The organism is Pseudomonas sp. NFPP04 (assembly GCF_900113815.1).
GTDB lineage: Bacteria > Pseudomonadota > Gammaproteobacteria > Pseudomonadales > Pseudomonadaceae > Aquipseudomonas > Aquipseudomonas extremorientalis.
This window is the reverse complement of the sequence record NZ_FOQS01000007.1, coordinates 303953-321673: the sequence shown is the minus strand read 5'-3', so window position 1 is coordinate 321673 and position 17721 is coordinate 303953. Positions and strand designations below refer to the sequence as shown.

Genomic DNA, 17721 nt, shown 5'->3' with positions numbered 1-17721 from the left:
GAGGGGGCTTGCCCCCGATGGCAGCGACTCGTTTTTAAGCCTTACTTGGCCCCACGCTCAATCGCAAACCCCGCCCAGGTCTGGCTCACCGGCATCAGCTCCAGGCGGTTGATGTTCACATGCGCCGGTGTGTTCATCACCCAGAAAATCGTGTCAGCAATGTCCTGCGGCTGGATCGGCTCGGCGCCCGCGTAGGTCGCGTCATACCGCGCCTGGTCGCCGCCAAAGCGCACCAGCGAGAACTCGCTCTCACACAGGCCCGGCTCGATGTTGGTCACGCGCACGCCGGTACCTTGCAGGTCGCAACGCAGGTTCAGCGAGAACTGCTTCACGAACGCCTTGGAGCCGCCGTACACATGGCTGCCCGGGTACGGGTAGCTGCCGGCGATGGAGCCGAGGTTGATGATGCCCGCACCACGGCCATGGGCGATCAGGCGCGGCAGCAGCAGGCTGGTGGTGGTGAGCAGGCCCTTGATGTTGGTGTCGACCATGGTTTCCCAATCGTCGAGATTGCACTTGGGCGCTGGGTCGGTGCCCACGGCCAGGCCAGCGTTGTTGATCAGCCCGCGCAGCGTGGCAAACGACGGCGGCAGGTTGGCGATGGCGTCTTCCATGCCCTTGCGGTCACGCACGTCCACGACCAGGCCATGCACTTCGGTCTGCTTGGAAAGCTCTTCGACCAACGCATTCAGGCGGTCGGCGCGACGGCCGGTGAGCACCAGTTTCCAGCCGGCTTCGGCAAAACGACGAGCACAGGCTTCGCCGAAACCTGAGGTTGCGCCAGTAATAAACAGCGTGTCGGACATGGTGTTCTCCTTGCGGGCATCGGGAAAAAAACAGCCAGCAGAATGCCCGTACGCCGCGATGGCGGCAACTACTGGGCACACAAGTTGACACATGCCTGATCACTTTTTAACCACTGAACGCAAAGCCTTACAGGCCGTGGCTTACAGCCATATGCGCGCAGGTTATCCACAACTGCGCCCACAGTCTTTGGGGGCAAGTGCAAAATGCCTCAGGCCTCTATACACAAGGGTTCCAGGCGCTTTTAGAAAGTTTTTGCTTGACCTTGGCCTGTGCGTATGTAGGCCCTTTCACGAACGGCAAACCAGAACGATGGCTCCAGGCCAGTCATTCCGGCCTCTGCGGCGGTCTTTCCAGAGTTTAGTCACAGACTTATCCACAGGCTGCCGGGACATATTCCAGTCATATACCTGTGTCTTTAAACAGGTTGACAACGGGCTCGGGCGGTCCCCAAAAACCCGCTGATCAAAAAACAATCACCGCGCTACAGGCCGCGTATTTGTTGGCTTTCAGCCAGCTACTCCCACGTTACCCACAGCCGGTTCCACAGCGGATGGGGACAAGTCAAAACTGTGACAAAACAGGGATTTGCGGCGGCTATATGTCGCGCTTTGGAGGGGGGCTGGATTTGTTTTCCACAATTTGGTGGCAACCCTCTTCACACCACAAAAAAACATGTGGATCTGCTTAATGTGGGAGGGGGCTTGCCCCCGATGGCGGTATGTCAGTCGACAGATGTACTGCTGATCCACCGCTATCGGGGGCAAGCCCCCTCCCACAGGGGGACCGCGTCGTTATTTAGATCAGTGACCGCCGAGGTAGGCGTTGCGCACTTCCTCGTTCACCAGCAATTCCTTGCCAGTGCCGGTCAGGCGGATCTCGCCATTGACCATCACATACGCCCGGTCCGACAAGCGCAGTGCATGGTTGGCGTTCTGCTCCACCAGGAAGATGGTCATCCCGGTGGCCGCCAGCTCGCGCAGGGTCGAGAAGATCTGCTTCACCACGATCGGCGCCAGGCCCAGGCTCGGCTCGTCCAGCAGCAACAACTTCGGACGGCTCATCAGTGCCCGGGCAATGGCGAGCATCTGCTGCTCGCCACCGGACATGGTCATGGCACGCTGGGTACGCCGTTCCTTGAGCCGTGGGAACAGCTCGAACATGCGCTGCATGTCATCAAAGGCATACTTGTCGCCAATCGGGATGGTGCCCATCAGCAGGTTTTCCTCGACGGTCATGTCGGGGAACACCCGCCGCCCTTCCGGCGACTGCGCAATGCCGTTGGAGGCGATGTAGTGGGACGACTTGTGGGTAATGTCGACGCCGTTGTAGAGGATCTGTCCCGACTCGGCCCGTGGCTGGCCGAAGATCGACATCAGCAGCGTGGACTTGCCCGCGCCGTTGGAGCCGATCAGGCTGACGGTTTCGCCTTCGTTGATGTGCAGCGAGACTTTCTTCAGGGCCTGGATCGGGCCGTAATACACGTCCAGGTCCTTCATTTCGAGGATAGGTGCACTCATACCAGCTCCTCTTCGTCAGCGCCCAGGTAGGCGGCAATCACTTTAGGGTCGTTGCGGATCGCGTCCGGCCCGCCCTCGGCGATCACGTTGCCGTGGTCCAGCACCACGATGTGGTCGGAAATACTCATCACCATGCCCATGTCGTGTTCGATCAGCACCACCGTGAGGTCGTGTTCGTCGCGCAACAGGCGAATCATCGCGCTGAGGGCTTCGGTTTCCTGGGGGTTGAGGCCCGCAGCGGGTTCGTCCAGGCAGATGATCTGCGGCCGCGTGCACATGGCGCGGGCGATTTCCAGGCGGCGCTGCTGGCCGTAGGAGAGTTCACCGGCCAGGCGGTTGGCGCAGTCCACCAGGTCCACCACTTCCAGCCAGTAGAAGGCGTGGTCGAGGGCGTCGCTTTCAGCCTTGCGGTAGCCCTTGGTGTTGAGGATACCTGCCAGCATATTGCGGTTGACCCACATGTGCTGGGCCACCAGCAGGTTTTCCAGTACCGACATTTCCTTGAACAGGCGGATGTTCTGGAACGTCCGCGCCAGACCCGCACGGTTCACCAGATGCGTTCCGCCGAACATCTTGTAGTACAGGCGACTGAGGAAGCTTTTCGGTGACACGAAGTCGGTCGGCTGGAACCGTTCGCCGAGCAACTGGATCACATTGGTCTGCTTGCCACGTATGTTCAGTTCGATCTTGCCGCCGCTGGCCTTGTAGAAACCGGTGAGGCAGTTGAACACCGTGGTCTTGCCTGCGCCGTTGGGCCCGATCAGGGCGAAGATCGAATTGCGTTCGACCTTGAGGCTCACATCGCTCAAGGCCTTGATGCCACCGAAGTGCATCATCAAATGCTCCACGCAGAGCACGACTTCCTTGCTCATGGCGCTACCCCCTTGCGTGGTGTCACACCGGTACGGCTGATGCGGATCAGGCCTCGCGGTCGCCAGATCATCATCACCACCATCAACACGCCAAACAGCAGCACGCGGTATTCGGAGAAGCTGCGCAGCAACTCAGGTGCAACGGTCAATACAAAGGCCGCGATCACCACGCCCACCGTCGACCCCATGCCTCCCAACACCACGATGGCCAGGATCAGCGCCGACTCGAAGAAGGTGAACGACGACGGGTTGACGAAGCCTTGGTAGCTGGCAAAGAACACCCCGGCCAAACCGGCCGTCGATGCACCGATAGTGAACGCCGAGAGCTTGACCAGCACATGGTTCAGGCCCATGGAACGGCAGGCGATTTCATCTTCGCGCAGGGCTTCCCAGGCGCGGCCGACCGGCATGCGGGTCAGGCGGTGCTTGATGTACAGCACGGCCAGCACCACCAGGAACAGCACGATGTAGATGAACAGGAATTTGATGTTGGGGTTGTAGTCGATGCCGAAGAACTCATGGAAGGGAACCCCGCCATCCTTCGCGCGCTTGCCGAACTCGAGGCCGAGGAAGGTCGGCGACGGCACCGGCATGCCATTCGGGCCGCCGGTAAACGACAGCCAGTTATTGAGCACCAACCGGATGATTTCACCGAAGCCCAGGGTCACGATGGCCAAATAGTCACCGTGCATTCGCAACACCGGGAACCCGAGTATGCACCCCGCCAACGCCGCGGCGATGGCCGCCAGTGGCAGCACGGTCCAGAAGCCCAGGCCGAGGTATTGATAACCCAATGCCAGGCCATAGGCGCCGATGGCGTAGAACGCCACGTAACCCAGGTCGAGCAGGCCGGCCAGGCCCACCACGATATTGAGGCCGAGGCCCAGCAACACGTAGATCAGCCCGAGGATCACCACGGTCAACAGGTACTTGTTGGCGAAGATCGGGAATACGATGGCGATCACGATCAGCACCGGGATGATCCAGCGCAGCCGCGACTTGTAGTCCGGTGGCAGCACGTGCACCCCGGAACCACTGCTTTCGAAGCCCTGCAGGATCTTCAGGCCCTTGGGGGTTTGCAGGAACAGGCTCATGGCAAAGCGGCCGACCATCACGATGGCCACCAGCAGGCCCACGCGGGCCGGTTCCAGGTTGAAGCTGTAGCCGTCGAGTACCACGCCGACGATCGGACCGAATACGATCAGCGAAATCAGCCCGGCAAGGATCGTATCGACCACACTTTTCTTGATATCGATTGATTTGGCAGCAGACATGTTTACACCTTCGCCACGAGTGGGCGACCAAGCAGGCCCTGGGGACGGAAAATCAGAATCACCACCAGCAGGGAGAAACTGAACACGTCTTTGTAGTCAGAGTTGATCAACCCCGAGAACAGCGACTCGGAGATACCGAGGATGATCCCGCCCAGCATCGCCCCAGGCAGGGAGCCGATGCCGCCGAGTACCGCCGCGGTGAACGCCTTGATGCCGATGATGAAGCCGGCATAGAAATCGAAGGTGCCGTAGTTGAGGGTGATGAGCACGCCGGCCAATGCCGCCATGGAGGCGCCGATGACGAACACGTAGGAGATCACCCGGTCGGTGTTGATGCCGAGGATCGACGCCATCTTGCGGTCTTGCTGGGTGGCGCGGCACATGCGGCCGAGCTTGGTGTACTTGATCACGTAGGTGAGCAACGCCATGCCGGCGAACGCCGCCACGAGGATGAAGACCTTGGTGTAGGTGAGCTGGACGAACCCTGTGCCGAAATCGACGCGCCAGGCGCCTGCCAGCAGGGTGGGAATGCCTTGTTGCTTGGCGCCCTGAGCGATCTGCGCATAGTTCTGCAGGATCAGGGAGATGCCGATGGCGCTGATCAGCGGTGCCAGTCGGGTGGAGTTGCGCAGCGGTTTGTAGGCGACACGCTCGATGACCCAACCGTACACGCCAGTGACGACCACGGTGAAGATCAAGGTGCCGAGAATGAGCAGCGGGAAGGATTCGATGCCGAAGTAAGCCAGCAGTGCCAGACTGATCGCCGCGAGGTAAGCGGAAATCATATAAACCTCGCCGTGGGCGAAGTTGATCATGCCAATGATGCCATAGACCATTGTGTAGCCGATGGCGATCAGGCCATAGACCGACCCGAGGGTCAGGCCGTTGACCAGTTGCTGCAGGAAAATACCATCCATAACGCAATCTCACGCGGTGAGCACCTGCACACCGGGAGGTGCGCGGCGCTTCTGGAGGAAAAGACAGATATTGATAACAACACGATCTCCTGTGGGAGGGGGCAAGCCCGCTCCCACATTGGAGCTGTGGTGTTCTGGATTACTTCTGTTTTTCCAGCTGGTGGTATTTGCCGTCTTTATCCCACTGGTAAACCACGTAGTCGGAGATTTTCAGGTCGCCCTTGGAGTCCCAGGCTTTTTCGCCCATGACGGTTTTCACCGGGTGAGCCTTGAGCCACTTGGCGGCGTCTTCGCCCTTGTTGGACTTGGCGCCGTTGAAGCCGGCGGCCAGGGCCTGGACCGACGCGTAGGCGTACAGGGTGTAGCCTTCGGGCTCGGTGCCGTTTTTGCGGAACTCTTCCACTACGGCCTTGCTGTCCGGCAGCAGGCGCGGGTCGGCGCCGAAGGTCATGTACACGCCGTCGACATATTGCTTACCGCCCGCGGTAGCAACCAGTTCGTCGGTGACCACGCCGTCATCGGACATGAACTTCACGTCTTTCAGACCCGCTTCACGGATCTGGCGAACCAATGGGCCGGCTTCCGGGTGCAGGCCGCCGAAGTACACGACGTCGGCACCGGTGGAGCGGATCTTGGTGACCAGGGCGCTGAAGTCTTTCTCGCCACGGGTCAGGCCTTCTTCCAGCACCGGCTTGACGCCGCGCTTGGTCAACTGGGCAGCGGTGGCGTCGGCCAGGCCTTTGCCGTAGGTGTCCTTGTCGTTGATGACCGCGACCTTCTTGCCCTTGAGCACATCGACGATGTAGTCGCCGGCCACGATGCCTTGCTGGTCGTCACGCCCGCACATACGGAACATGGCGCCCAGGCCGCGTTCAGTCACCTGTGGGTTGGTGGAGCCAGGGGTGATTGCGATGATGCCCGCTTCGTCGTACACCTCGGACGCCGGGATGGTGTTGGAGGAACAGAAGTGGCCGACCACGCCGATCACCTTGTCCTGGTCCGCCAGGCGGTTGGCCACGGCCACGGCTTGCTTGGGTTCGCAAGCGTCGTCGCCAGCCACCAGCACGATTTTCTCGCCGTTGATGCCACCGGCCTTGTTGATCACATCGGCTGCCGCCTGGGCACCCTTCATGTACTGCTCACCAAAAGCCGCGTTGGCACCCGTCATCGGGCCCGCCACGCCAATCTTCACATCAGCTTGAACAAACGTAGAAACACCCAGCGCCGCTGCAACGGCGAGGGCCAGAAAACCTTTCTTGTAAAACGTCTGGGACATGAGTGGTGCTCCGATATTTTTGATTTTTGGCACGACAACTTGCGTTCAAACTTTTCACTGAAAGCCCAGAGCAAAGCGCGTGCCATTAGGTTTTTATTCTTCAAAAAGACACGGTGTCATTGTTATTGCAGGCGTTTCGGCTCCGTTCGCCAGGACGTGCAACCCTCTAGCGCCCAGAGGTGCAACCGATGGACCGAAAAAGTACAACCTCGACGGGTCGCACCTGCAACCAGAGCTATAAACGACAGTTCCTACAGCTGTAACAACCTGCGTAACGGAACTGCACATTTACAGTGCGTGATTGCTACGACTTGCACCAATACAGATTAGTAGCCTGCTAAGAAAATGCAGGCTTTTGAGCGGTATTTCGCTGATCAGATCACGATCCTGAGGCATTGGCCGGCGTGATACAGCGAAAATCCTGCTTCATACAGACAGCTACGCAGCCCTACCCCGGAAAGCGGTTGCATGGGCGCGAAGGGAATCGGTAAAGCCTGGGGATTCTGGTGACACAAGTAGTCGGCAAACGCCTTGCCGACCACGCTGCCGGTGGTCACGCCACGACCGTTATAGCCCGTTACTGCCACAAGGCCCGGAGCGGGCTCGAACAGGCGCATCAAATGGTCCGGGGTGAAGGCGATGCAGCCGGTCCAGGTGTACTCCCACTGCACCGATTTGAGGTACGGGAAGTAATGCTGCTGCACCCGATCAGCCCACGCCTTGAGGAACCAGGTAGGTTTCTGGTTGCCGTTGCCCAGGCTGCCGAGTAGCAAGCGACCGTCAGCGTCGCGGCGGATGCTGCTCAGCACCTGGCGCGTATCCCAGGAGCCTTGGCCGCCGGGCAAAATCTGTTGGGCGGCTTCGTCTGTCAGCGGGGCTGATGCGACCTGGTAGTAGTAACCGGGGAAAAAGTTGCGCCGCAGCTCGGTCCATTCGCCTTCTGTGTAGGCGTTGGAGGCGATGACCACCTGTGCAGCCTGCACTGAGCCCTGGGCGGTCTGCACCGACCAGTGCGCACCTTGGCGCTCAAGTTGAGTAACCGGTGAATGATCGAACAACTGCCCGCCCAGCCCGACGGCAGCATTGGCAAGGCCGCTGGTGTAAGCCATCGGGTTCAGGGTGCCGGCACGCCGGTCCAGCAAGGCGGCGGCAATCTTTTTGGTACCGGTAGCCTGCTCGCAGGCCTGGCCGGTGAGCAGTTCCACTGGTGCGCCACGACGCTTCCATTGTTCTTCACGACTGCGCAGGTCCGCCTCGCCACGGGCGTTGTGCGCCATGTGCAAGGTGCCTTCACGGCGCAATTGGCAATCGATGTTGTATTTGTCGATCAGGCTGAACACCAGCGAGGGTGCCGCGCCCAGCATGCGGTTGAGCTGGCTGCCCACCGCCTCGCCGAAACCGGCTTCGATCTCGTCCGGCGGGATCCACAACCCGGCGTTGACCAGCCCCACGTTGCGCCCCGAACCGCCATGGCCAGTGCGATGCGCCTCCAGCACGGCCACGCTTTTACCCTGTTCCAGCAAATGAATGGCCGCCGACAGACCGGTAATACCGGCGCCGATCACGCACACATCCACCTTGACCTCGCCGTTGAGCCCAGCGCGATCCGGCCGGCTGGGGGTGAGGTGTTCCCACAAACATGTTTCGCGTAATGGCATTGCCAGACTCCGTGATGAAACCTAACAAACAGCTCGGTCAATGTAGGAGTGGGCTTGCCCCCTCCCACATGTTGATCCCATTCCGGCCAGCAGGGTCAGTCAAACGTGATGCCCTGTGCCAGCGGCAACTCCAGCGAGTAGTTCACGGTATTGGTCTGGCGACGCATGTACCCGCGCCACGCGTCCGACCCGGATTCGCGCCCGCCGCCGGTCTCTTTCTCGCCACCGAACGCGCCGCCGATTTCCGCGCCGCTCGGGCCGATGTTGACGTTGGCGATGCCGCAGTCGCTGCCCACCGCCGACATGAACTGCTCGGCTTCACGCACGTCAGTGGTGAAGATGCACGACGACAAGCCTTGCGGCACGGCATTGTTCAGGCGCAGGGCCTCAGCGAAGTCGGTGTAGCCGACCACGTAGAGGATCGGCGCGAAGGTCTCGGTGCACACCACATCGCTTTGCTCGGGCATTTCCACAATCGCCGGAGACACGTAGTAGGCATTCGGGAACTTGTCTTCCAACTGGCGCTTGCCGCCAAACACCTTGCCGCCTTCGCTCAGGGCCTGCTCCAGCGCGTCCTGCATAGCGTCGAAGCCGTGCTTGTCGATCAGCGGGCCGATCAGGTTGCCTTCCAGCGGGTGGCCGATGCGCACCTTGGAATAAGCCGCCTTGAGGCGAGTGACGATTTCTTCCTTGACCGATTCATGGGCGATCAGGCGGCGCAGTGTGGTGCAACGCTGACCGGCGGTACCAACGGCGCTGAACAGGATGGCGCGCACGGCCATGTCCAGGTCGGCGCTCGGGCCGAGGATCATCGCGTTGTTGCCGCCAAGTTCCAGGATGCTGCGGGCGAAGCGCGCGGCGACTTTCGGTGCCACTTCGCGGCCCATGCGCGTGCTGCCGGTGGCGCTGATCAGGGCGACACGCGGGTCGTCCACCAGCGCAGCACCGGCGTCACGGCCACCGATGATTACTTGGCTCAGGTACTGCGGGGCACCATCGAATTTTTTCAGCACGCGCTCGAACAGTGCCTGGCAGGCCAGGGCGGTGAGCGGGGTCTTTTCCGAGGGTTTCCAGATCACCGCGTTGCCGCACACCAGCGCCAGGGCGGTGTTCCACGCCCACACCGCCACCGGGAAGTTGAAGGCACTGATCACGCCGACCACACCCAGCGGGTGCCAGGTTTCACGCATGTGGTGGCCCGGACGCTCGGAGGCGATGGTCAAGCCGTACAACTGGCGCGACAGGCCGACGGCGAAGTCGCAAATGTCGATCATTTCCTGCACTTCGCCCAGGCCTTCCTGGGTGATCTTGCCAGCTTCCCAGGACACCAGCTCGCCCAGGTCGGCCTTGTATTCGCGCAACACATCGCCAAATTGGCGCACCAGTTCGCCACGGCGCGGCGCCGGTACTTTGCGCCAGGCCTCGAATGCATGCTCGGCGCGACTGACCTGCTGCTCCACCTCGGCGGCGCCCTCCCAGTGCACACTGCCGATACGGCTGCCATCGATCGGCGAATGCACAGGTTGTTTACCCGACTGGTACAACGCCGGGTTTACCCCGAGACGATCAAGCAATGCGGCAACCATGGGTCACTCCTTCAATTTCAAACAGAAAATTCGCACCGTCACACACACGGCGATCCAGGCCTTATTTGTAGCTGGCCCAAGACTTGCCAACAAACGACGATTAGGCGAGATATCATTCCGTTTATTCATGCAAAGAATAAAAAGAGGCGTGCCGTGCTGAATAAAAGACATTTGCCCTCGATCACTGCCCTGCAGTGCTTCGAAGCCGCCACTCGCCACCTGAGCTTTACCCGCGCCGCCGAGGAGCTGAACCTCACCCAGAGCGCCGTGAGCAAACAGGTGGCACAGTTGGAAGAACTGTTGCAACACCTGCTGTTTCGCCGGGTGCGCCGCCGTTTGCAGATGACTCCGGCAGGCGACCTGTACCTGGTGGAAGTGCGCAAGATCCTCACCCAGGTGGAGATGTCCACCCACTACCTGCGCTCCTACGGCGGCGAGACCGAAGTATTGCGCGTGTCCACGCCCTACACCTTCGGCGCGCGCTGGCTGGTGCCGCGCCTCAAGGGTTGGCGCCTGCGTCACCCGCAGATCCACCTGGACCTGTGCAACGAGCAGGAGCCGGACGAACTGCTGCAAGGCAAGGCCGACATGGCCTTCTACTTCGGCCAGGGCTCACGCCCCGGTACCGAGAGCCTGAAATTGTTCAGCGAAGAGCTGGTACCGGTGTGTGCGCCGGAAAGCCTGCCGGCGCAGCCTTTGAGCGACCCCACGCAACTGAGCGGCCTGGTCCTGCTGCAAAACGCCTCGCGGCCCCAGGGCTGGCATGACTGGTTCGCCAGCCAGGGTTACCAGACCGAACACAGCTACCATGGGCCGCGCTTTGACACCTTCTATATGTGCATCCGGGCGGCGCAGGTGGGCTGCGGCGTGGCCTTGCTGCCGCGCTTCCTGGTGGAAGAGGAACTGGCCGACGGCAAGCTGGTGATCCCCTGGCAGCATGCGATGCCGAGCCAGGACGCGTATTACCTGGCCTACCCGGAGCATTCAGCAGAGGTGCCCAAGGTGCGTGATTTTGTGAAGTGGATGATGGAGCAGGTCATTTAGTGCCTGGAATACCGCCATCGAGGGCAAGTCGAATCGTCGCGCCGCCCCTCCCACATCTGAAACGCATTCCAAGTGTGGGAGGGGGCTTGCCCCCGATGAGGCCAGTGGTCCCACTGAAAAAAACACTGGCAAAACCCCACAGGTCTATGCGCCACTAGCCCCCTTCCTTAATTGTGCGTAAAGGTCGGCGCCCATCGCCGTCCCGTCTGGAGATTCCCGTTATGAGCGAGAGTGTGTTTGCCGATCGCATCGTGCAGAACTTGCTCGACACCGACTTCTACAAGCTGACCATGATGCAGGCGGTGCTGCACAACTACCCCAACGTGGAAGTTGAATGGGAGTTCCGTTGCCGTAACAGCGAAGACTTGCGCCCGTACCTGGCCGAGATCCGCTACCAGATCGAACGTCTTGCCGAGCTGAGCCTGAGCCCCGACCAACTGGGTTTCCTGGAGCGCATCAGCTTCATGAAGCCGGATTTTTTGCGCTTTCTCGGGCTGTTCCGCTTCAACCTGCGCTACGTGCAGACCGGCATCGAGAACGGTGAGCTGTTCATCCGCCTGCGCGGGCCGTGGCTGCATGTGATTCTGTTTGAAGTGCCGATGCTGGCTATCGTCAGCGAAGTGCGTAACCGCTACCGCTACCAGACGGTGATCCTCGAACAGGCCCGCGAGCAGTTGTACCGCAAGTTCGACTGGCTGACCGCCAACGCCAGCAGCGACGAGCTGTCCGAGCTGCAAGTGGCCGACTTCGGCACGCGCCGACGCTTCTCGTACCGCGTGCAGGAAGAAGTGGTCAGTGTGCTCAAGCATGACTTCCCCGGGCGCTTTGTCGGCACCAGCAACGTGCACCTGGCCCGCGAATTCGATATGAAGCCGCTGGGCACCATGGCCCACGAATGGATCATGGCCCACCAGCAACTCGGCCCACGCCTGATCGACAGCCAGATCGCCGCGCTGGACTGCTGGGTCCGCGAATACCGTGGCCTGCTGGGCATCGCCCTGACCGACTGCATCACCACCGACGCGTTCCTCGGCGACTTCGACTTGTACTTCGCCAAGCTGTTCGACGGCCTGCGCCACGACTCCGGCGACCCGGTGCAGTGGGCGGAAAAAGCCATCGCCCACTACCACAAGCTCGGCATCGAGCCGATGAGCAAGACCCTGGTGTTCTCCGACAGTCTGTCGCTGCCCAAGGCCCTGGAAATATTCCGCGCACTGCGTGGTCGGATCAATGTGAGCTTTGGCATCGGCACCAACCTGACCTGTGACATTCCAGGTGTCGAGCCGATGAGCATCGTGCTTAAAATGACCGCCTGCAATGGCCAGCCCGTCGCGAAGATCTCCGATGAAGCGGGCAAGACCCACTGCACCGACCCGAATTTCGTCGCCTATTTGCGTCACGTTTTCAAAGTACCTGCCCTATCCAGCAAGGAGTGAATCATGCAAGCCGTACAGCGTGAGATTGCGCAGCAGCTCAAGGTCCAAGCGCCGTTCAACGACCAGGCCGCACTTGAGGCCGAGGTTGCCCGTCGCGTGGGGTTTATCCAGGATTGCCTGCGCAATGCCGGGCTCAAGGCGCTGGTGCTGGGCATCAGCGGTGGTGTCGACTCCCTGACCGCTGGCCTGTTGGCCCAACGCGCGGTGAAAGAGCTGCGTGAAAATACCGGTGATGAGGCCTACCGCTTTATCGCGGTGCGCCTGCCCTACGAAACCCAGTTCGACGAAATCGACGCCACGGCCTCGGTGGACTTTATCGAGCCGGACGAGCGCCATACTGTGAACATCGGCCCGGCGGTCAAAGCCCTGGCCAATGAAGTGGCGGCGTTCGAAGGCAAGGCGGCGGTGTCCCGCGATTTCGTGCTGGGCAACACCAAGGCGCGCATGCGCATGGTGGCGCAGTACACCATCGCGGGCGCGGCCGGTGGCCTGGTGATCGGCACCGACCATGCGGCGGAAGCGGTGATGGGCTTTTTCACCAAGTTCGGTGATGGGGCCTGCGATTTGGCACCGCTGAGCGGGCTGGTGAAGAACCAGGTGCGTGCGATTGCGCGGTACTTCGGGGCGCCGGAGTCGTTGGTGGAAAAAGTACCGACTGCGGACCTGGAAGACCTGTCGCCGGGCAAGCCGGACGAAGCGTCACATGGCGTGACCTACGCGGAGATCGATGCTTTCCTGCACGGCGAGCCGGTGCGTGAGGAAGCGTTCAGGATTATCTGCGAAACGTATCGCAAGACCGAGCACAAGCGGGTCATGCCATTCGCGCCGTGAGGTAGGACGCCATCGGGGGCAAGCCCCCTCCTACACTTTGATTTGTGAACACATCCAAATGTGGGAGGGGGCTTGCCCCCGATGAACGGTGATGCGGTGTTACTTGACGGTCACAGTGCCTTTCATCATCGAGATGTGGCCTGGGAACGAGCAGAAGAACGCGTAGTCAGTCCCGGCGGCCAGCTTCGACACATCGAAGGTCACCGAGTCTTTCTCGCCGGCACCGATGATCTTGGTGTGGGCGATGATGCGGTCATCACCTGGTTTCAGGTAGTCCTTGTCGATACCGGCGGCCATGCCGTCAGTGGCAACCGGCTGCATGTTGGCGGCGCTGGTCAGCACCCAGTTATGGCCCATGACGTTTTTCGGCAGGTTGCCCGAATGAGTCAGCTCGACGGTGAATGTCTTGCAGCTCTTGTCGATTTCGATGGCTTTGGTGTTAAAGGACATTTGGTCGGTGGAGTCGACAGTGACCTTGCACTCTGCAGCAAGCAACTGGCCACTTGCCAGAGTCAGCAGGGAAACAGCAACGAGTTTGGCAAACATGTGAATCTCCAAGGCAGGGTTTAAAAAACGCGTAATGCGACAAGGGTGCCTGAAGCAGGCAGAAATTCTTATGACCTGAATCAACAGATTGTATACAACTTTAGGCTATCAGACTTATCGACACAATCAACCAGCCAAAGTGCCGCACGCTGATTATGATCGGCCCATCACCCACTGGAGTCCGAGCCATGCACCTCAATCAACTGTTCAACGGCCTGCTGGCCGCCTACGCCTGCGGTAAGTGAAGGCCAAGCGCACCTTGAAGCTGCTACCATGTCGTCCCAAGGCAGCTGCGCGCCGCCACCCTCACCTTCGACCTTAGAGGATCGCCCATGGCCAAACCTAATTACTCCTTCGCCAAACGTCAGAGAGACTTGGCCAAGGAACAGAAGAAAGAGGAAAAACTGCAACGCAAGAAAGCCGCTGCAGACGAAGAAGCTGGCGCACTGAACCCGGACGCTGATGCTGAAGTAACGAGCGACGAGACCGAAACACCAAAAGATCCGGCTGAATAATTTCCTTTGTGCTGAGCCGGCTGCTCCGGCTCGGCACAATCAACCATCATTCCAGCGGCATCACCGTCACCCGCACCTCCGGGTCATGGCTCCCTCCCCCCAGAATCACCCCCCGCAACGGCGACACATCGGAAAAGTCCCGGCCCCAGGCCAGGGTGATGTGCTCCAGTGCCGGCTGCACATTGTTCGTCGGATCAAAGTCCACCCAGCCTGAAACCGGGCAATACACCGAGACCCACGCATGGGACGCATCGGCGCCGATCAGCCGTGGCTGGCCGGGCGGTGGCTGGGTGAGCAGATAGCCACTGATGTAACGCGCCGCCAGGCCTCGGGAGCGCAGGCAGGCGAGCATCAGGTGGGCGAAGTCCTGGCACACGCCGCGACGGCGCTCCAGCACTTCCACCAGCGGCGTGGCCACCTGGGTGGCTTCGGCATCGAAGGTGAATTCGCTGAAGATCTTCTCCATCAATGCCCGCACGCCCAGCAGCAACGGCTTGCCAGGCGGGAAACAGCTTTCGGAGAACTCGACGAAGGTTTTCTTCAAGTGCACGTAGGGCGATTCGAAACGATAGCGGCAGGCTTCGATCAGCTCGCCGGACATCGGCTGGCTGCTGTAGGTCAGGCGGTCGCGGGTCTGGTCCCAGGCCGGCGATTGCTGGAAATCCAGCACCGGCCGCGCCAGCACTTCCACGGTCAGCCCGGCATTCACCAGCAGTTCGTCATGGGGCCGCTCGAACGCCAGGCGGGTGATAGGGTTGCCGAACACGTCCAGCTCATCGCGGCGCGACGACGGCTGCGGGCTGATATCCAGTTGCTGCGAGCTGCAACGCTGCCAGGCGCACGGCCGTGGCCACAGGTGCGCCAACTGCTGGGCCAGGGACACCGGGCTGTCGTAGTGGTAATGGGTATCGTGGAAAATCTGGTAGCGCGCACTCATCACACCGACACCGTTTGCTGGCTGACATCATCCACATGGGCAAAATGGCGCAAGGCCAGGCGATCCGACACTTGCCCACTCTCATCGGCCACTGCTTGCAGCAGGTCGGCCAGGCCGTCCAGTGCGGCACGCACGCTGGACTCGCCGAACAATGGGTTCTCCAGGCAGCCCAGGTCGAAGCGCGCCAGGCGCTCCACCAACGGGCCGAGGCCGGTTTCACGCGGCACGCCAAAGTCGTCGTTGAGACGGCGCAGGGTGCGGCTCACCAGTTTGAGCTGGAACAGCACCGCATGGGGGTTCTGTTCATCCAGCAGCAACAGATCGAGCACCGGGATCAACTGCGGCACCGCCAGGTAGCGCGAGCGATAGGTGATGCTGCTGTTGCCCAACTCCAACAACCACTCCAAGCCAGCCTGGTCAAACACTGCCACACCGCGCAGGAATGCCGCCAGGCTGCTGCTCAGGAATTGCAGGCGCTCGATGCGCCGGCCCATCATCAAAAAGCGCCAGCCTTCGTCGCGGGTCATGTCGTCCAGGGCGAACCCGGACAGCGCCGCCAGGGACATCACCAGGCGGTTGAGAAAGTCCAGCAATTCGCCAAAATCCGGGGTCTCGCTTTCCAGCTCCTGGGCTTCGCGTTGCAGCTCCACCAGGGCCTGCCAGTTCTCCCGGGACAGCTTGCCGCGCACCTGGGACGCCGCCCATTGCAAGCGTTGCAGGTTGGCGCGCAGGCTCGATGGCCAGTCATCGCCCAAGAGTGCGGCCTGCAAGCGCTCCGGTAACTCGCCCTCTTCCGGCAACAGGCGCAGGTTTTCGCCCAGCTCGACGGCGGCCTGCAAGGCCAGTGGATCGTCGCCGTCCACATAACGTGCCAGCACGATGCGCAGCCAACGCGCACTGTCGTCACAGCGTTCGCAGTAACGGCCGAACCAGAACAGGTTTTCCACTACGCGGGACGGCAGATAAGGGTCGCGTCGTACCAGATCATGGGCGCCGATTGCGCGTTGTGCGCGCCAATGTTCACCACCGGATGCGCGTTCACCGAGCACCCAGGTGTCCTTGCTGGCGCCGCCGCGTTGCATCGACACCACTTCGGCATCGGCTTCAGCGGCGACCCGTGTCAGGCCGCCGGGCAACACGCGATAACCGTCATCGCTGGCCACGGCGTACACGCGCATGCCGATGGCGCGGTGTTGCAAATGATCATCCTCGGTGTGCCACACCGGCGCCTGGGACAGCTGCGCCAACTCCTGGGCGACGTACGCGTAGGGCCGCGCGCGCATGCGCTCGGCCAGGGCTTGGCGCTGTTCTTCATTCAGGTCACGGCCAAATACCGGGGTGAAACTCTGCGACGGAAACGCAGGCTTGATCAGCAGCTCCGGCAGTTTTTCCAGGGCCTCGGCCAGTACCGGCGCTTCACCGCACCACCAGGTGGCGATGGACGGCAGGATCAGTTCTTCGCCAAACAGGAATTCGTTGATTTTCGGCAGGAAACCCAGCAAACCGGGGGACTCCAGCACACCGCTGCCCAAGGCATTGGCCACCAGCACGTTGCCTTGGCGCACCGCATCAAGCAGGCCGGGTACCCCGAGGGCGGAGTCGGTGCGCAGTTCCAGCGGGTCGCAGAAGTCATCATCCAGGCGACGCATGATTGCGTGCACCCGGCGCAGGCCGCTGAGGGTTTTCAGGAACACCGTGCTGTCACGCACGGTGAGGTCGCCGCCTTCCACCAGCGGGTAGCCGAGCTGGCGGGCGAGGTAGAGGTGCTCGAAGTAGCTTTCGTTGAACCGGCCAGGGGTGAGCAGCACGATCAACGGCGGCTGGTCATCGCCGGGCGCCTGGCGGGCCAGGGTTTCCTGCAAGGTGCGGAAGAAACCGGTGAGGTGCTGCACCTGCAAGTCGCGGTAAAGATCCGGAAAGGCGCGGGACACGATAGTGCGGTTTTCCAATGCATAACCGGCGCCCGACGGCGCCTGGGTACGGTCGGCGGTGACCCACCAGCGGCCATCCGGCGTGCGCGCAAGGTCCACGGCGTACAGGTGCAAAAAGGCACCGTCCGGCGGTTGGATACCCTGGCACGGCCACAGGAAGTTGTTATGCCCGAACACCAGCTCGGCCGGCAGCAAGCCTTCCTTGATCAGGCGTTGCGGGCCATACAGGTCGGCAAGCACGGCATTGAGCAGGCGTGCACGCTGGGCGATACCGGCGCACAGGTGCTGCCATTCATCGGCGGCCAGCACATGGGGCAGCAGGTCCAATTCCCAGGGGCGGTCGGCGCCCTTGGGGTCGGCGTAGACATTGTAGGTCACGCCGTTTTCCTGGATCTGCCGGGTCAGCAGCGCCTGGCGCTGGGCCAATTGTGCAGGCGTGCTGCGTTGCAGGTGGTCGAGCAGGCGCTGCCAATGGGCACGCACTGCGCCACTGTCGTCCAGCAGTTCGTGATAAGTGCCCGCGGTCAGCGGGTAACGGTCGAGCAAGTCGGACATGGAACGCTCGGCAGGGACA

Annotated in this window: 15 protein-coding genes; 4 read left to right on the top strand and 11 right to left on the bottom strand. The window is 61.3% G+C overall.

Annotated features, from left to right (window positions below; all coding sequences use genetic code 11):
* Positions 1 to 41 precede the first annotated feature (41 nt).
* The 8 genes from BM017_RS17520 to BM017_RS17485 all read right to left on the bottom strand — a co-directional run bounded on the left by BM017_RS17520 (position 42) and on the right by BM017_RS17485 (position 9907).
* Positions 42 to 806, bottom strand: coding sequence for an SDR family oxidoreductase (locus BM017_RS17520; RefSeq protein ID WP_058423435.1), 765 nt, complete (start codon positions 804 to 806; stop codon positions 42 to 44).
* 801 nt (positions 807 to 1607) lie between these two features.
* Complete coding sequence (locus BM017_RS17515) at positions 1608 to 2324, bottom strand: ABC transporter ATP-binding protein (protein WP_071491651.1); 717 nt, start codon at positions 2322 to 2324, stop codon at positions 1608 to 1610.
* Complete coding sequence (locus tag BM017_RS17510; RefSeq protein WP_071491652.1) at positions 2321 to 3196, bottom strand: ABC transporter ATP-binding protein; 876 nt, start codon at positions 3194 to 3196, stop codon at positions 2321 to 2323. The genes BM017_RS17515 and BM017_RS17510 overlap by 4 nt, the downstream gene beginning before the upstream one ends.
* Positions 3193 to 4470 (bottom strand): high-affinity branched-chain amino acid ABC transporter permease LivM, encoded by a 1278-nt coding sequence (gene livM / locus BM017_RS17505; protein ID WP_071491653.1) that lies wholly within the window; start codon positions 4468 to 4470, stop codon positions 3193 to 3195. Before livM ends, BM017_RS17510 begins: the two co-directional genes overlap by 4 nt.
* A 2-nt stretch (positions 4471 to 4472) precedes the next feature.
* The gene (locus BM017_RS17500; RefSeq protein WP_092246641.1) at positions 4473 to 5387 is read right to left on the bottom strand and encodes an ABC transporter permease subunit; all 915 of its coding nucleotides are present in this window, start codon (positions 5385 to 5387) and stop codon (positions 4473 to 4475) included.
* A 139-nt stretch (positions 5388 to 5526) separates the two neighbouring features.
* Positions 5527 to 6663, bottom strand: a complete 1137-nt coding sequence (locus tag BM017_RS17495; RefSeq protein WP_025999776.1) for a branched-chain amino acid ABC transporter substrate-binding protein — start codon at positions 6661 to 6663, stop codon at positions 5527 to 5529.
* A gap of 374 nt (positions 6664 to 7037) precedes the next feature.
* On the bottom strand, positions 7038 to 8321 hold the full coding sequence (locus tag BM017_RS17490; protein ID WP_092246640.1) for an L-pipecolate oxidase: 1284 nt from the start codon (positions 8319 to 8321) through the stop codon (positions 7038 to 7040).
* 95 nt (positions 8322 to 8416) lie between these two features.
* Positions 8417 to 9907, bottom strand: a complete 1491-nt coding sequence (locus tag BM017_RS17485; protein WP_058423442.1) for an L-piperidine-6-carboxylate dehydrogenase — start codon at positions 9905 to 9907, stop codon at positions 8417 to 8419.
* 153 nt (positions 9908 to 10060) lie between these two features.
* Between BM017_RS17485 and BM017_RS17480 the strand changes: the two genes are divergently transcribed.
* The 3 genes from BM017_RS17480 to nadE all read left to right on the top strand — a co-directional run bounded on the left by BM017_RS17480 (position 10061) and on the right by nadE (position 13218).
* Positions 10061 to 10951 (top strand): LysR family transcriptional regulator, encoded by an 891-nt coding sequence (locus BM017_RS17480; RefSeq protein ID WP_071491656.1) that lies wholly within the window; start codon positions 10061 to 10063, stop codon positions 10949 to 10951.
* Positions 10952 to 11172: 221 nt separating this feature from the next.
* Positions 11173 to 12387 carry a nicotinate phosphoribosyltransferase gene (gene pncB / locus BM017_RS17475; RefSeq protein ID WP_065900159.1) on the top strand — a complete coding sequence of 405 codons (1215 nt, stop codon included), beginning with the start codon at positions 11173 to 11175 and terminating at the stop codon, positions 12385 to 12387.
* A gap of 3 nt (positions 12388 to 12390) precedes the next feature.
* Positions 12391 to 13218 carry an ammonia-dependent NAD(+) synthetase gene (nadE, locus tag BM017_RS17470; protein WP_092246638.1) on the top strand — a complete coding sequence of 276 codons (828 nt, stop codon included), beginning with the start codon at positions 12391 to 12393 and terminating at the stop codon, positions 13216 to 13218.
* A gap of 99 nt (positions 13219 to 13317) precedes the next feature.
* Here nadE and azu read toward each other — a convergent pair whose 3' ends face one another.
* On the bottom strand, positions 13318 to 13764 hold the full coding sequence (azu, locus tag BM017_RS17465; protein WP_010213586.1) for an azurin: 447 nt from the start codon (positions 13762 to 13764) through the stop codon (positions 13318 to 13320).
* A 332-nt stretch (positions 13765 to 14096) separates the two neighbouring features.
* On the opposite strand from azu, the gene BM017_RS17460 reads away from it, so the two are divergent.
* Positions 14097 to 14279 carry a hypothetical protein gene (locus tag BM017_RS17460; protein ID WP_034105670.1) on the top strand — a complete coding sequence of 61 codons (183 nt, stop codon included), beginning with the start codon at positions 14097 to 14099 and terminating at the stop codon, positions 14277 to 14279.
* A 46-nt stretch (positions 14280 to 14325) separates the two neighbouring features.
* Here the strand turns inward: BM017_RS17460 and BM017_RS17455 are convergent, their stop codons facing one another.
* Both BM017_RS17455 and BM017_RS17450 read right to left on the bottom strand, forming a co-directional pair.
* The gene (locus tag BM017_RS17455; protein ID WP_092246636.1) at positions 14326 to 15216 is read right to left on the bottom strand and encodes a transglutaminase family protein; all 891 of its coding nucleotides are present in this window, start codon (positions 15214 to 15216) and stop codon (positions 14326 to 14328) included.
* On the bottom strand, positions 15216 to 17702 hold the full coding sequence (locus BM017_RS17450; RefSeq protein WP_092246634.1) for a circularly permuted type 2 ATP-grasp protein: 2487 nt from the start codon (positions 17700 to 17702) through the stop codon (positions 15216 to 15218). The genes BM017_RS17455 and BM017_RS17450 overlap by 1 nt, the downstream gene beginning before the upstream one ends.
* Between the last annotated feature and the right edge of the window lie 19 nt (positions 17703 to 17721).